Below are 14613 nucleotides of genomic sequence, written 5' to 3'. Positions count from 1 at the left end.
GCGAAACGCGGCTCAGGGTGCGCCCCACGCCTCCGGCCACTCTTCGCGCAGCCGGCCGCCGAGCCGCACCGGCGCGATCATGGCCGCGAGCCCATTGGCGCCGATCTCGGCGGCCACGCCGCACAGCGTCGCCTCGCCGTTCGCGGGCTCATAGCGCGCGCCGGGCGTCTTGCGCAGGAAGCGGCGCAGCGGCTCTTCCTTGTCCATCCCAACGACAGAGTCGTAATCGCCGGTCATGCCGGCGTCGGTCTGATAGCCGGTGCCGCCGGGCAGAATCTGCGCGTCGGCGGTCGGCGTATGCGTATGCGAGCCGACCACCAGAGACGCGCGGCCGTCGACAAAATGCGCCATCGCCATTTTCTCGCTCGACGCCTCGGCATGCATGTCGATGAGAATCGCGTCGCAGCCGACGCCGAGCGGACAGGCGCCGAGTTCGCGCTCGATCGCCGCGAAAGGGTCGTCAAGCGCTTCCATGAACACGCGACCAATCGGATTGACGACGAGCGCCTGCTGCCCGCGCGCCGTCGTATAGAGCCCGGCGCCGCGCCCCGGCGTTCCCGGCGGGTAATTGATCGGACGCAGCAACCGCGGCTGGCGCTCGATGAAGACGAGCGCCTCGCGCTGGTCGAAGGCGTGATTGCCGAGGGTGACGCAATCGACTCCCAGGCCCAGCATTTCGTCGCAGATCGCCTCGGTGATACCGAAACCGCCGGCGGCGTTCTCGCCATTGACGACGACGAAGTCGAGCGCCCATTTTTCGCGCAGCCGCGGGACGAAGCGAGACAAAGCCTCCCGGCCCGAACGGCCCAGCACGTCGCCGATGAACAGAAGCCGGAGCGGCGCGGATGTCGACATAGGCCGTCATAGCCTGCGCGCGCAGCGAGGGCAAAGCGAGAGCCAAGGTTGCGCGACGATGCGGCGTTTCATAACTGGGACGGCCTGATGTAACATCCCTTTCCATTGAAAGCTCCGCCAAACATGCAAGACGCCGCCGAACGTCCCGCCGTCCTGACGCAAAGAGGCGCGCCGACGCGGCCTTACGTCGTTTTCGAAGACGGCCGCAGCGGCGGACAGGCGCTGCTGTTCGATGAGCCGGAGGAAATCATCGTCGCGCGCGCGCCGGAAGACGTCGCGCCGGCCTTTGCGCGCATGGAGTCGGCCACCCGACGCGGCCTCTATCTTGCGGGTTACGCCGGCTACGAGCTTGGCTATGCGCTGGAGCCGAAATTCGCCGCGCAAGCGACGCCGACGGCGCGCACGCCGCTGCTCCTGTTCGGCGTATTCCGGGCGCCTCGGCCCTGGTCGCTGCCGCCTGCCGAGGGCGCCCCGCCGGACATAACGCTTTCCCCGGCTTGGTCTCAGGAAGAATACGCCGAACGATTCAACAGGTGCCGCGAGTATATTTTCGCCGGCGACGTCTATCAGATCAATCTCACCTTCCCGCTTTACGGGCGCTATGACGGCGATCCGCTGTCGCTCTATCGCGGCCTGCGGAAACGCCAGCCGGTCGCCTATGGCGGCGTCGTTGCGCTGGAGGCTGAAACCGTCGTCTCGCTGTCGCCGGAAGTGTTCTTCGAGGCGAAGGGTCGCGAAATCCGTGCGCGCCCGATGAAGGGCACGGCGCAGCGCGGCGCATTGCCCACCGAAGACATGGCGCGCGCGCAATATCTCGTCGAAGACGAAAAGTCGCGCGCCGAAAATCTGATGATCGTCGATCTGCTCAGGAACGATCTTTCTCGTCTTGCCGTCGTCGGCACGGTGAAGGTGACCGATCTCTTCACCATCCAGACCTATCCGACGCTGCATCAGATGACGTCGGGCATCGAGGCGCAGTTGCGCGACGAGGTGACGTTACGGGATGTGTTCACCGGGCTTTTTCCCTGCGGCTCGGTGACCGGCGCGCCGAAGATTCGGGCGATGGAAATCATTCGCGATCTCGAATCCGCCGCGCGCGGCGTCTATTGCGGGTCGCTCGGCGTGATCGCGCCCAATGGCGACATTCGCTTTAATGTCGCGATCCGCACGCTGACGATCTTTCCCCGTGGCGACCTCGTCTGCAATGTGGGCTCCGCCATCGTCGCCGATTCTCGCGCGCGCGAAGAGTATGAGGAATGTCTGATCAAGGCGCGCTTTCTGACAGGCGCGAGAGCGACTTCGGCCTGATCGAGACGCTGCTGTGGACGCGCGGCGAAGGCTTCTCTTTGCTGCCCGAACATTTCGCGCGGCTCGCCGCCTCAAGCGCCGCGCTCGGCTTCTCTTACGACGAAGCGCGCGTCCTTGACGCGCTGAACGACGCCGTGGCGCGCGCCCCAAGCGATCGCCTTCGCGTGCGGCTGGTCCTTGCGCGCGACGGGGCGATCGAAACCAGCGTCACGCCGATCGAACCGATTCCGCGCGATACTATCTGGCGCGTCGCCATCGCGAAGCGGCGCTTTTCTTCCGCCGATCCTCTGTTGCGCCACAAGACGACGCGGCGCGCGCTCTATGAAGACGCGCTCACTGATGCGGCGCAGCGCTGCGGCGCCGATGAAGTTCTCTTTCAAAACGAGCGCGACGAGCTTTGCGAAGCGGCGCGCTGCAACCTCTTCGTTCCACAAGGAGAAATCTTGCTGACCCCGCCGCTCTCCAGCGGCCTCCTACCCGGAACGCTGCGCGCTGCGCTGATCGCGCAAGGGCAAGCCCACGAGGCGATCCTGCGGCTCGAAGACATTTCAAAGTCCGAGTTTTTTCTCGGCAATTCGGTGCGCGGCCTCATCCGCGCGCGACTCGTCGACTCACGCCCGGCCTAAGTCTGCCCCGGCTTCAGGCGATAGAAGATGTGCCGTCCGATCACATCCATCTTCCTGAGCGCGCGCGCCCAACGCGGATGCACGTAGTTGGCGTGATAATGCGTCGAACGGCCGACGTCGGAGATATAGGTTCGACCGACCATGACTTCCTTGGCGACGCGCACGGCCTGCTCCCAGGCGTCGCCTTCGGTGATGCGCAGCGACCTGCCCTCGCAGGCGAAGGAGAACTGGCAGCCGCGATAGCGATGGCGGTTCTGATAGACGACGCCGCAGACGCTTGCGGGGTATAGGCCGCTCTGGACGCGATTGAGCACGACTTGAGCGACGGCGGCCTGCCCCGCATCGGGTTCACTGCGCGCCTCGAAATAGACCGCCTCAGCCAGGCAGCGGGTCTCGCGGCCAAGCTTCTCCGGATCAATCGAGGCGACATAATCGGGCCGCGACGCGCTCTGGTCCTTGCCGGGAGCCGACAGCGCCAGCGTCGCGCCCTGGAAAGACGACACTTCGATCGGCACGGCGTCCGGCTGCGCCGGCGTCGACGACCCCAGCGCGACGGCGCGCGGCGTCTGAGCGGTAGCGCCGTGCAGCGCGCGCTCGGTCAGCGCTTCTCGCCCGGCGTCGCGCGGGAGGTCGGTGGCGGGGGGCGTCGAGATCGACGAACTTTGCGCCGGCGAGGCGGCGGCCGTCGACTTTTGCGTCGTCGCCGGCTCCGGAGCGGCCCCCGCATCGACCTCTTCAAGCGCTTCGTCGCCGGGCGTTTTGCCGCGGGGCGCAAGCGGCGTCGGCGTCGGCCGCGTCGACTTGCCCTCGATGCCGAAGGACAGCGGCGGCGACTCGTTCAGTCCCAAACTCGCAGGCTCGCGCCGGCGCGTCTCGAAACCCGGCCGCATGGCGACTACCGGATCGCCCTTGTGCCGCCGATCGACCTGGGGAAAATTCTTCACGTCGGGCTTAAGATCGACATGCGGCTCGCGCTCGTCGGGAATCGTCGCCCCAGTCTCGTCGCGCCCGCCGACGATGAGACGCGCCTCCTGAATTTTGGCGCGCGTCTCGCCATAAAAGCCGTAATCGCCACTCGCCGCCTCGCTGAAGCCGATCGTCAGCGCCCCTGGGGCGCGCGCCGCGAGCGGCGAAACCTTCCAGTCGGTTGTCGGATCCTGGCCGGCGGCCGCCGTGAAAGACACCAGCATGCCGACGCCGAGCGCCCATGGCGCCGTTACGCTGAGGACCCAGGGCGCCGCCCCTCTGCGTGCGGAACGCGCTCTCGACTGACGACGCATAGACTGGCTCACCTGCGACGACGCGTCTCGCAAGGCGCCGCGATTCGCGCCGCCCCGGATGCGATCTTTGGCAAATCTTATCGGTCATTAGGCTTGCGGAACCGTTGCCGGCCGCTTGGCGACAACGTGCCATAATGACGCAACTAACCGCTATGCGCCGATGAGATGAAGGGCGATCTCGCGCCGATGCGCTCTGTGGCGGTGTTCGAAAAGGAAAACGCCCTGCCAGGTTCCGAGCGCCAGTGCGCCGCCGATGAGCGGAATCGAGAGCTGCGTCTGGGTGAGCGCGGCGCGGATATGCGCCGGCATGTCGTCGGGGCCTTCCGTATCATGCGCGTAATCCCCCTCTTCCGGCGCAAGCCGCGCGAAGACGGCTTCGAGATCGCGCAGCACGGTCGGATCGGCGTTTTCCTGAATGAGCAGCGAGGCGGAGGTGTGTCGGCAGAAAACCGTCAACAGTCCCTGCGTCATGCCGGCGTCGCGCGCAAAGTCGCGAATGTTCTCGGTGATTTCATAAAATCCGCGTCCCGAAGAGTCGATCCGCAGCATTCGGCTCGTTTGTCGCATAGGACGAATGTGCGAAAGCGCATGGGAAAGTCCAGCCCGACGCGCTTGTGTTGATCGCCCGCGCAGGTTAAGCGCCGCAGGAGATGGAAGCTTCATGTCTCAACTGATCGATACGCTGACGAACTGGGCCGCCTCCGACACGGGGAAAACGGTCGGCGCGGCGGCGCTGACGGCGCTCGCCTGGGCGGAGGCGTCGACGGTCGTCGGCGCCGCTTACATGAAACGCATGATCCCGCTGCGCATCACCGCGATGCTCGGCAATGTGCTCGGCGTGACCTTGGGGCTCATCATCGCCAGTCCGCCGACGATCGCCAAACATGCGATCAATTTGCCGCTGAACTTCACCCGCATGCGGGAAATGCGCCGGCTGATCGCCAGCGTGCGCGAAGCCAACGGCAACGACCTGAAAATCGAATGGCTGAAGCCCTTCATGCATCCGCGCATGCTGCGGGCCGGCGAGAAAATCTTCTGGAAAGGCGATGACGCCGACGAAGCCTTCGTCGTCGTCGAAGGACGAATCGAGATCGTCGAACGCGGCGCCGTCTTGTCGCCCGGCGACATTTTCGGCGAAATGGCGCTTTTCACCAAACTCGGAAAGCGCACTGCGACGGCGCGCTGCTTGAGCAACGTAAGTCTGCTGGTCATCACCTATGAGCAATTCGAGCAGCTCTATTTTCAAAACCCCGAGTTTGGCCTTTATCTCGTGCGGCTGATCGTGCGCCGCTTCGAGACGAACCATCGCGACGAAGAGCTGGAGAGCGCGTGAGGCAGGGCCGAGCCCACGCCAATCATGCGCCATGTCGAGCCGCGACCGGCCATGTGGGAGGGTTCTGGTCTCTCTCAGCGCGTGATGCCCGCGCGTGCCGCGGGCACCCACGCAAGTCCGGCGCGCACAAGCGCGTGGATGACCGGGACAAGCCCGGCCATGACGGCGGCGAGACGACGCGTTGCATCGTGACGGCCGCCGTAGCAAAGCACCGAATGTCTGAGTGCTTGCAAATCAGGTTTGCGCCGACCATCAACTCATCGCCATCGCCCTGGCTCGATCGCGCAGTGGCGGCCGCTTACGACTGGCCGGAGGATGTTTCGACCGAAGACGCCCTCGCCAAACTACTAAAGCTGAATCTGCGGCTTAGCGCCTAAACCAATGGTTTAGCTGACATTTTTTGAACTTGACCGCTTGATTTGAGGCCGGACGGCTCCACATCCGGGCCATCGCCCGCCGCATGCGAAAGACGGCGCTAACGCCGGTTGCGGCGGGGCCTTTCAGCATCGAGGAGGGTCTGAGATGGCGCTCGCAGTGCACAGTGGAGCGGAAATCGGCAAGATCATCATGTGGGTCGCGGCCTTTGCGTTCTTCGTGGTGGTTGCGCTGACCTGGGTTCCCGACTGGTTCGCGCCGCAAGGCGAACAGGGCGCGTCCGAAGTCGGCCGCACCGTGAAAATGATCAAGTAGGAAGAAGCGAAAGGCGCCGCCCATCCGCGGCGCCCTTCGTTATGGCGCGCCTAGGCCGTGCTCACGGCCTTTTCGCCGAGCGCCGCCTGAGCCGCCGCAAGCCGCGCGATCGGCACGCGGAACGGCGAGCAGGACACATAGTCGAAGCCGATCTTGTCGAAGAAGGCGACGGAAACCGGATCGCCGCCATGCTCGCCGCAGACGCCGAGCGTGATCGTCGGATTCGCGGCGCGGGCGCGCTTGCAGCCGATCGCCACAAGCTCGCCGACGCCTTCCTGATCGATGGTCACGAAGGGGTCGGCCGGCAACAGCCCCTTTTCGACATAGGCGTTGAGGAAGGAGCCCGAATCGTCGCGCGAAATGCCGAGCGTCGTTTGCGTCAGATCATTGGTGCCGAAGGAGAAAAAATCCGCCGATGGCGCGATGTCGCCGGCGCGCAGCGCCGCGCGCGGCAGTTCGATCATCGTGCCGACATGATAGTTCGGCCTGATCCCCGTCTCATCCTCCACGAGCTTGGCCATCTCGGCGACGCGCGCCTTGACGAGATCGAGCTCGGCGCAGGTGAAGACGAGCGGCGCCATGATCTCGATGTCGACGGGTTCGCCCGTCGACAGACTGGCTTCGATCGCCGCCTCGAAAATCGCCCGCGCCTGCATATCGACGATCTCGGGGAAAATCACCGCGAGCCGCACGCCGCGAAAGCCGAGCATCGGATTGAACTCGGAAAGCTGCGCGGCGCGGCGGCGCAGCTTTACGGGGTCGGCGCCCATCGCCCGCGCCACCGCGGCGATTTCGGAATCGGAATGGGGCAGGAATTCGTGCAGCGGCGGATCGAGCAGGCGGATCGTCACCGGCAGGCCCGACATGATTTCGAACAGCTGCTTGAAGTCCTCGCGCTGCATCGGCAGCAGTTTCGCCAGCGCGAGGCGGCGGCCCTCCGCGTCGTCGGCGAGAATCATTTCGCGCACCGCGACGATGCGCTCGCCTTCGAAAAACATGTGCTCGGTGCGCGCGAGGCCGATGCCTTCGGCGCCGAAGCGGCGGGCGGCGCGGGCGTCCGCGGGCGTCTCGGCGTTGGCGCGGATTTTCAAGCGCCGCTTCTGGTCGGCCCAGGACATCAGCACGGCGAATTCGCCGGTGAGCTCCGGCCGCTGCATTTTCACCTCGCCGGCGATGACCTGGCCGGCAGAGCCGTCGATGGTGATGCGCTCGCCCTTGCCGAAGCGCTTGCCGGCGACGGTGAAACTCTGGTCCTCATAATCGATGCGCAGCGCGCCGGCGCCAGTGACGCAGGGCTTGCCCATGCCGCGCGCCACGACGGCGGCGTGCGAGGTCATGCCGCCGCGCGCGGTCAGAATGCCTTCCGCCCCATGCATGCCGCCGATGTCTTCGGGACTGGTCTCGATGCGCACCAGAATGATCTTGCGCCCATTGGAGGCGAGCTTCGCCGCCTCTTCCGGATCGAAGACGATTTCGCCGACCGCCGCGCCCGGCGAAGCGGGCAAACCCGTCGCGAGGATGCTGCGCTTCGCTGCGGGATCGATCGTCGGATGCAACAATTGTTCGAGCGACTGCGGCTCGACCCGGGTGATCGCCTCATCCTTGCCGATGAGGCCTTCGCGCGCCATGTCGACCGCGAGTTTCAGCGCCGCGCGCGCCGTGCGCTTGCCGGCGCGAGTCTGCAGCATCCATAATTTGCCGCGCTCGACGGTGAACTCCATGTCCTGCATGTCGCGGAAATGGCGTTCGAGCTTGTCGGCGTATCCCTTGAACTCGGCGAAGATCGCCGGCATCGCCGCTTCGAGCGAAATCTTCTCGAAGCCCGACGCGTGGCTTGCGGACTGAGCGATGGGTTGCGGCGTGCGTATGCCGGCGACGACGTCTTCGCCCTGCGCATTGATGAGATATTCGCCATAAAGCTCGCGCACGCCGGTGGACGGATTGCGGGTAAAGGCGACGCCGGTCGCCGATTGCGGGCCCATATTGCCAAAGACCATCGCCTGGATGTTGACCGCGGTGCCCCAGCTTTCGGGAATGTTGTGCAGGTTGCGATAGACGATGGCGCGATTGTTCATCCAGGAGGAAAACACCGCCTTGATCGCGCCCCACAATTGTTCGCGCGGGTTCTGCGGAAAGCTCTTGCCCGCGAATTTTTCGACGATTGTCTTGTATCGCGCCGCGACGTTACGCCAGTCGTCAGCGGTAAGCTGCGTGTCGAGCGCGAACCCCCTGCTCTCCTTTAATCGCTCAAGTGCGTCCTCGAACTCGTGATGTTCGACGCCGAGCACGACGCTCGAATACATTTCGATGAAGCGCCGGTAGCAGTCCCAGGCGAAGCGTTCGTCGCCGGAATTGCGCGCGAGCGCTTCGACGGTCTGGTCGTTGAGGCCGAGATTGAGCACCGTATCCATCATCCCCGGCATCGAGGCGCGGGCCCCCGACCGCACCGAGACGAGCAGCGGCGATTGAGGGTCATCGAAAGCGTGCCCGGCGACGCGGCCGACTTCGGCGAGCGCGTCATCGACCTGCCCGGCGAGATCGGCGGGAAAGGTCTTGCCGTTGGCGTAAAAATAGGCGCAAACCTCGGTGGTGATGGTGAAGCCCGGCGGCACTGGCAGCCCGAGCGACGCCATTTCCGCGAGATTGGCGCCCTTGCCGCCCAAAAGCTCCTTCATCGACGCCGACCCTTCGGACCGACCGGCGCTGAAACTGTAAACCCACTTGGTCATGCGTATGTTCGTCCGGCGAGAGAGGCAGGCGTGGCCGCGCCGCGCCTTGAGCGGTCATGAGCGCTTCCAGCCGGCGTTTTGAACGGCCGCCGACGCCCCGCCTGCGCGGACCATCAAGCCCGCGGGAAATTACGCTCAAATGACGCGCGCCGACAAGTTGGCGCATTGCACCTCGGGCGCTATTTTGGTCAGCGGTCGAAAAATTCCAGCGAAGGTCGCGCGTGATGAAAAGCGAAGCAGACGATGCGCCGCCCCGCCCGGCGGCTTTCGAGATCGGCCAGCCGCTCGATCTTCTCTCCATCGCCGAACTCGACGAACGCATCGAGAGGCTGCGGCAAGAGATCGCCCGGCTCGAGGCCGCCCGCGCGGCGAAACAGGCGGCGAGCGCCGCCGCCGACGCGTTTTTCAAGAAATAGCCCAGTCGCCCGGCTGAGCTCGGCTTGACAGCGCAGGACGGCCCATGCCCTTTCTGCGCGCGAAACGCCCGATCCTTACGGGGTTCGCGTCCTTTACAATTCCACCCCATGAGTTGGCCCTTGCACCGCTACCGTTCGCATAATTGTGGAGAACCAAACGAAGCGCTCGTCGGCGAAAAGATCCGCCTCTCCGGCTGGTGCCATCGCATTCGCGACCATGGCGGCGTGCTGTTTATCGATCTGCGCGACCATTACGGCCTGACGCAATGCGTCGTCGACCCCGATTCTCCAGCCTTCGCGCAAGCCGAGAAGTTGCGCTCGGAATGGGTCGTGCGGCTTGATGGCGCGGTGCGTAAGCGCCCCGCCGGCACCGAAAATTGCGACATGCCGACAGGACAGGTCGAGATTTACGTCGACGAGATCGAGGTTTTAGGGTCGGCCGCCGAATTGCCCCTGCCGGTCTTTGGCGATCATCCTTATCCCGAAGACACGCGGCTCAAATATCGGTTTTTGGATCTGCGTCGCGAGAAGCTGCACCGCAACATCATGCTGCGCGGCCGCATCGTCGATTCGATCCGCATGCGCATGAAACAGGCGGGCTTCTTCGAATTCCAGACGCCGATCCTGACCGCTTCCTCGCCCGAAGGCGCGCGCGACTTTCTCGTGCCCTCGCGCCTGCATCCGGGGAAATTCTATGCGCTGCCGCAGGCGCCTCAGCAGTTCAAGCAGCTCATCATGGTCGCCGGCTTCGATCGCTATTTTCAGATCGCGCCCTGCTTTCGCGACGAAGACGCGCGCGCCGACCGTTCGCCGGGAGAGTTCTACCAGCTCGACGTCGAAATGAGCTTCGTCACCCAGGACGACGTGTTCAACGCAATCGAGCCGGTGCTGCGCGGACTCTTCGAGGAGTTCGCCAACGGAAAAACCGTCACGCAGAAATTTCCGCGCATTTCTTTCCGCGAGGCGATGCTTAAATATGGCACGGACAAGCCGGATTTGCGCAATCCGCTGATCATCGCCGACGTGTCCGAGGAATTCGTCCGCGAGGACGTGAGCTTCAAAGCCTTCAAAGGCAAGACCGTGCGCGCCATCCCCGCGCCAGGCGCCGCCGCTCAGCCGAGGAGCTTCTTCGACAAATTGAACGATTGGGCCCGAAGCGAAGGCGCGCCGGGCTTGGGCTATGTGATCTTCGATGACGAAGGCGGCGCGCTCGCCGGCAAGGGTCCGATCGCGAAGTTCATTCCCGCGGACGTGCAGGCCGCGATCGCCGCCAAGGCGGGCGTCAACCCCGGCGACGCTGTGTTCTTTTCGGCCGGACAAGAAACTCCCGCCGCAAAACTCGCCGGCATGGCGCGGCTGCGCATTGGCGACGAGCTCGGTCTAACGACGAAGGATGTCTTCGAATTCTGCTGGATCGTCGATTTCCCGATGTATGAATGGAACGAGGACGACAAGAAGGTCGACTTCTCGCACAATCCTTTTTCCATGCCGCAGGGCGGGATGGAGGCTCTGGAAAGCCAGGATCCGCTCACCATCCTCGCCTACCAATATGATATCGTTTGCAATGGCGTGGAGCTGTCGTCCGGCGCGATCCGTAACCATCGTCCCGACATCATGAAGAAGGCGTTTGAAATCGCCGGCTATGGCGAAGACGTGCTGATCGAGAAATTCGGCGGCATGTATCGCGCCTTTCAATATGGCGCGCCGCCGCATGGCGGTATTGCGCCCGGCGTCGACCGCATCGTCATGCTGCTCGCGGAAGAGGAAAACCTGCGCGAGGTGACGCTGTTCCCGATGAATCAGCGCGCCGAAGACTTGCTGATGGGCGCGCCGTCGGAACCGACGATGAAGCATCTGCGCGAATTGCACATCAGGCTGAATCTGCCGGAGGCCAAAGCGTAAGCCGTCGTCGCCGAGGCGCGCGTTGCGGAGTTGAAGACGTGTTCAGCCAGCGGCAGAAAGAGATTCTCGCGGCGATCACGCAGGGACTGAGCCTGCCTCAATATTCGTCCCCTGTTCATGTCGACCAGACTCCGGGATACATCGATTCGCCAATCGAGGTTCACGACTTCGCGGTCGCGCTCATGGGGACGATCGGGGCAACGGTCGCCTTTATCGGCGAGCGCCGCGGTCTCGGCGCCCAGCGTGTGACGGTCGATCGACGACACGCTGGCCTGCTGTTCAACGAGATCGCCTATTTCTTTCAAAGCGGCTGGCAATTCGACATTAGCGCCGTGCATACGGCGGTGAATAATTTCTATCGCACCCGCGACGGGCGGCACATATTCTTCAATGGCGCCTATCAGCATCTGCGCGACGGCATATTGCGCTATCTCGACTGTCCAAACGAACCCGAGGCGATCGCCAAGAGCGTCGCGCGTTTCGATGCGCAGCCGATCGAAGACGATCTTTCGGCGCTCGGTCTTTGCGCCGCGATCCTGCGAACCCCCGAAGAATGGCGGACGCATCCGCAAGGCCGCGCGATCGCCGATGCGCCGCCGATCGAGCTCTTGCGGCATGGCGACGCCCCGCCTGTTGCGCTTCCAACCGCGAACGCGCGGCCGCTCGAGCGGCTCCGCGTTCTCGATCTTACGCACGTCGTCGCCGGACCGACGATCGGCAAGCTGCTCGCGGAGCACGGCGCCGACGTCATTCACTGCCGCAACCCCTATCTCGACCACATCCTCGGCTTCGACATCGACACGTCTTTCGGGAAGAAGGCCGCCTATATCGACCTGCGCGCCGACGCTGATCGCGCCCGCACTCTGGATCTCGTTTCCGACTGCGACGTGTTCGTGCAGGGATTTCGATGGGGATCGCTGGCCAACCGTGGATTTAGTCCGCAGGAGTTATGGCGGATCAACCCGCGCCTGATCTACGTCGAGGTCAACGCCTACGGCTTCCAAGGCCCCTGGGCCGAGCGGCGCGGCTGGGAGCAGCTCGCTCAGGCCGCGACTGGCCTCGCCGCGACGCACAGCGCGAAACTCGGCGAACCTGCGCTCATTCCAGCCTATTTCAATGATTACGGTTCAGGTTGTCTCGGCGCTCTCGGCGTTCTCGCCGCACTACTGCGCCGCGCTGAGGAAGGCGGCCGCTGGATCGTTCGTATATCGCTCGCCGGGACGGCGATGCTCGGCATAGGTTTCGCCGCCAACGCGGAAGCGCCAGTTCCAATCGGCCAGGACGATCTCAATCGTTACCTGGTCGACCAGGACTCGCCGATCGGCCTGCTAACGCGGGTTGCGCCGGCGATTCAGTTGGAAAAGACCCCACCCTATGTCGACCGGGCTGGAAGCTTTCCTGGTTCCTCAACGTTGGACATCGGGTGGGGACCTGACCCTGTCGCCCCCATCGCGCCGCTGCACCGGCCAACCTCGATCTTCCGGCGCAGCGTCGCACATATGCGCGGACGGCAAATCCTCTGACTGCTCAGAGCCGGCGTTAATACGTATCGTGCCTGTTGTCGCGCTTGTTGTGCCGCCCGCTCCCATAGTATTCGCGACGGCCATTCTTGTCTTCAAGCTCCTTGCTGGTCATCTTGAAATTGCGATCGAACTTGAGATCATACCGTTTTCCGTCCTGACAATTGGCGTCATCGACCTCGAATTTTCCGTCGTCGAATTCCATTTTGCCGCCGGAACATCCCATGTCTTTCATCGCCGATCGGATGCTTGACTTCTCCTGATCGGTGAGCCGACGGTCGGCCTGAGCTGGAGTCGCCGCCAATCCGACCAGTCCGAGAAGCGCGATGCAAGTCGCCAGAATACGCATGTTCGAGCCCTTTCTCTTGCAGTGGCGACCGCAACCAAGCCGCGGCTGCGCCATGCCGCCCAAAGGATGGGCGATCTGCGGCCATATGAAGCGCAATCCGCGATCGGAAAGGGTCGCTCGCAATTGTTTTGCGCTTCGCTTGCCTACCTGAGCGCGCTCGCCTATAAGCGCCGCGGCGCTTGCGTTTCCGACACCCCTGGAGGCGAAGCAGCGCCTTTTCTTTTGACTTAAAGGACACCGACATGGCCGAGACCAAAAAGCTCGCGGCCACGGTGCGCAGCGGGACAGGCAAGGGGGCCGCCCGCAGCGTTCGCCGTGAGGGCCGCATTCCAGCAGTTCTGTATGGTGGCGGCGAAGCGCCGCAGCCGCTCTCGCTCGACAAGAAGAACGTGACCCACCTGATCTTTTCCGGTCACTTCCTCACGACGATTTTCGAGCTCGACATCGACGGCAAGAAAGAGCGCGCGATCCCGCGCGACTATCAGCTCGATGTCGTCAAGGATACGCCGATCCATGTCGATTTTCTGCGCCTGAAGCCAGGCTCGCGGCTGCGGGTCAACGTGCCGGTGCATTTCATCAACCAGGAGGCGGCGCCCGGCATCAAACGCGGCGGCGCGCTCAACATCGTCTACCACACGGTGGAGATGTGGGTGCCGGCCGACAATATTCCGGAAGCCGTCACCGCCGATTTGACGGGCATGGACTTCAACGATTCGCTGCATATTTCGGCGATTCCGCTCCCGGAAGGATGTAGGCCGACAAATCCGGACAAGGATTTCACCGTGGCGAGCCTGTCGCCGCCAGCGGGCGGCGCCGCCGAGGAAGAAGCTCCGACCGCAGCGGCGCCTGCAGCCGCTCCCGCCAAGGACGAAAAGAAGAAGTAAGCGCTGCAAAGCTTGCCGTGATAATGGCCGGGTTCGCCCGGCCATTTTTTTGTCAGAGGCTCACATGCTGCTCCTCGTCGGACTCGGCAATCCCGGACGCGCTTACGCCAGGAACCGGCACAATATCGGCTTCATGGCGCTCGAAGCGATCGCCAGGCGCCATGCCTTCCCAAAGGCGCGGGCGCGCTTCCAAGGCCTCATCAGCGAGGGAACGATTGGCGGCGAACGCGTCATGCTGCTCGCGCCGCAAACCTTTATGAACGAGAGCGGCCGCTCGGTCGGCGAAGCGGCGCGTTTTCACAAGATCGGCCTCGATGAGATCGTGGTCCTTCACGACGAACTCGATCTCGCGCCGGGAAAATGCCGGATCAAGACGGGCGGCGGCGTCGCAGGCCATAACGGGCTGCGCTCGATCACAGCCCATATCGGCAACGACTATAAGCGGTTGCGGCTCGGCATCGGCCATCCCGGCGATAAGGCGCTGGTGCATTCCTATGTGCTGAGCGATTTCGCCAAGAGCGAGGAGCCCTGGGTGGCTGCGCTCTGCGAGGCGATCGCCGAAAACGCCGCGCTCCTCATCAAGGGCGACGACGCCGGGGTACAGAACAGGCTGCATCTCGCGATGGACGCGAAGGGCTTCGGGACGCTGAAACGCGTGGGCGAGGCATAGTCGCGGCTTCGGCGGATCCGGCGCGAGCGAAACGGTTCAGCGAGCCGCCGC

General features: G+C 64.0%; 15 protein-coding genes. 10 read left to right on the top strand and 5 right to left on the bottom strand.

Features of this window, described 5'->3' with window-relative positions; translation table 11 throughout:
* Positions 1 to 12: 12 nt before the first annotated feature.
* Positions 13 to 855, bottom strand: a complete 843-nt coding sequence (locus QZ964_RS02900; RefSeq protein ID WP_292528638.1) for a TIGR00282 family metallophosphoesterase — start codon at positions 853 to 855, stop codon at positions 13 to 15.
* Between the two features lie 123 nt (positions 856 to 978).
* Here QZ964_RS02900 and QZ964_RS02895 point away from each other — a divergent pair, with 123 nt between their 5' ends.
* Both QZ964_RS02895 and QZ964_RS02890 read left to right on the top strand, forming a co-directional pair.
* Positions 979 to 2163: an aminodeoxychorismate synthase component I gene (locus QZ964_RS02895; protein ID WP_292528636.1), complete on the top strand. Its 1185-nt coding sequence runs from the start codon at positions 979 to 981 to the stop codon at positions 2161 to 2163.
* Positions 2112 to 2789 (top strand): aminotransferase class IV, encoded by a 678-nt coding sequence (locus QZ964_RS02890; protein ID WP_292528635.1) that lies wholly within the window; start codon positions 2112 to 2114, stop codon positions 2787 to 2789. The genes QZ964_RS02895 and QZ964_RS02890 overlap by 52 nt, the downstream gene beginning before the upstream one ends.
* On the opposite strand, the gene QZ964_RS02885 is transcribed toward QZ964_RS02890, so the two are convergent.
* Entirely contained in the window at positions 2786 to 3979 is a 1194-nt protein-coding gene (locus QZ964_RS02885) for a cell wall hydrolase (RefSeq protein WP_292528633.1), read from the bottom strand. The two genes, QZ964_RS02890 and QZ964_RS02885, sit on opposite strands and share 4 nt — an antisense overlap.
* Before the next feature lie 240 nt (positions 3980 to 4219).
* Positions 4220 to 4636 (bottom strand): secondary thiamine-phosphate synthase enzyme YjbQ, encoded by a 417-nt coding sequence (locus QZ964_RS02880; RefSeq protein ID WP_292528632.1) that lies wholly within the window; start codon positions 4634 to 4636, stop codon positions 4220 to 4222.
* Between the two features lie 94 nt (positions 4637 to 4730).
* Here QZ964_RS02880 and QZ964_RS02875 point away from each other — a divergent pair, with 94 nt between their 5' ends.
* From QZ964_RS02875 to QZ964_RS02865, 3 genes are all read left to right on the top strand, one after another.
* Positions 4731 to 5402, top strand: a complete 672-nt coding sequence (locus tag QZ964_RS02875; RefSeq protein ID WP_292528630.1) for a Crp/Fnr family transcriptional regulator — start codon at positions 4731 to 4733, stop codon at positions 5400 to 5402.
* A gap of 134 nt (positions 5403 to 5536) precedes the next feature.
* Positions 5537 to 5779 carry a hypothetical protein gene (locus tag QZ964_RS02870; protein ID WP_292528628.1) on the top strand — a complete coding sequence of 81 codons (243 nt, stop codon included), beginning with the start codon at positions 5537 to 5539 and terminating at the stop codon, positions 5777 to 5779.
* A gap of 145 nt (positions 5780 to 5924) precedes the next feature.
* Positions 5925 to 6092 carry a hypothetical protein gene (locus QZ964_RS02865; RefSeq protein ID WP_292528627.1) on the top strand — a complete coding sequence of 56 codons (168 nt, stop codon included), beginning with the start codon at positions 5925 to 5927 and terminating at the stop codon, positions 6090 to 6092.
* Between the two features lie 50 nt (positions 6093 to 6142).
* On the opposite strand, the gene ppdK is transcribed toward QZ964_RS02865, so the two are convergent.
* On the bottom strand, positions 6143 to 8821 hold the full coding sequence (ppdK, locus tag QZ964_RS02860) for a pyruvate, phosphate dikinase (protein ID WP_292528626.1): 2679 nt from the start codon (positions 8819 to 8821) through the stop codon (positions 6143 to 6145).
* A gap of 224 nt (positions 8822 to 9045) precedes the next feature.
* On the opposite strand from ppdK, the gene QZ964_RS02855 reads away from it, so the two are divergent.
* From QZ964_RS02855 to QZ964_RS02845, 3 genes are all read left to right on the top strand, one after another.
* Complete coding sequence (locus tag QZ964_RS02855; protein ID WP_292528624.1) at positions 9046 to 9237, top strand: DUF1192 domain-containing protein; 192 nt, start codon at positions 9046 to 9048, stop codon at positions 9235 to 9237.
* A 120-nt stretch (positions 9238 to 9357) separates the two neighbouring features.
* A complete protein-coding gene (gene aspS, locus QZ964_RS02850) occupies positions 9358 to 11139 on the top strand; it encodes an aspartate--tRNA ligase (RefSeq protein WP_292528694.1) in 1782 nt (593 codons plus the stop codon).
* Positions 11140 to 11177: 38 nt separating this feature from the next.
* Positions 11178 to 12662 (top strand): CoA transferase, encoded by a 1485-nt coding sequence (locus tag QZ964_RS02845; RefSeq protein WP_292528622.1) that lies wholly within the window; start codon positions 11178 to 11180, stop codon positions 12660 to 12662.
* A gap of 16 nt (positions 12663 to 12678) precedes the next feature.
* Here QZ964_RS02845 and QZ964_RS02840 read toward each other — a convergent pair whose 3' ends face one another.
* Positions 12679 to 13008 (bottom strand): PepSY domain-containing protein, encoded by a 330-nt coding sequence (locus QZ964_RS02840; RefSeq protein ID WP_292528621.1) that lies wholly within the window; start codon positions 13006 to 13008, stop codon positions 12679 to 12681.
* Positions 13009 to 13250: 242 nt separating this feature from the next.
* Between QZ964_RS02840 and QZ964_RS02835 the strand changes: the two genes are divergently transcribed.
* Positions 13251 to 13892 carry a 50S ribosomal protein L25/general stress protein Ctc gene (locus tag QZ964_RS02835; protein ID WP_292528620.1) on the top strand — a complete coding sequence of 214 codons (642 nt, stop codon included), beginning with the start codon at positions 13251 to 13253 and terminating at the stop codon, positions 13890 to 13892.
* Positions 13893 to 13956: 64 nt separating this feature from the next.
* Positions 13957 to 14562, top strand: a complete 606-nt coding sequence (gene pth, locus QZ964_RS02830; protein WP_292528618.1) for an aminoacyl-tRNA hydrolase — start codon at positions 13957 to 13959, stop codon at positions 14560 to 14562.
* The last annotated feature ends 51 nt before the right edge of the window (positions 14563 to 14613 follow it).

Origin of the sequence: Methylocystis sp. (assembly GCF_021731785.1) — a bacterium.
Taxonomy (GTDB): domain Bacteria; phylum Pseudomonadota; class Alphaproteobacteria; order Rhizobiales; family Beijerinckiaceae; genus Methylocystis.
The sequence above is the reverse complement of the archived record's forward strand: the minus strand, read 5'-3'. Positions and strand labels throughout refer to the sequence as shown.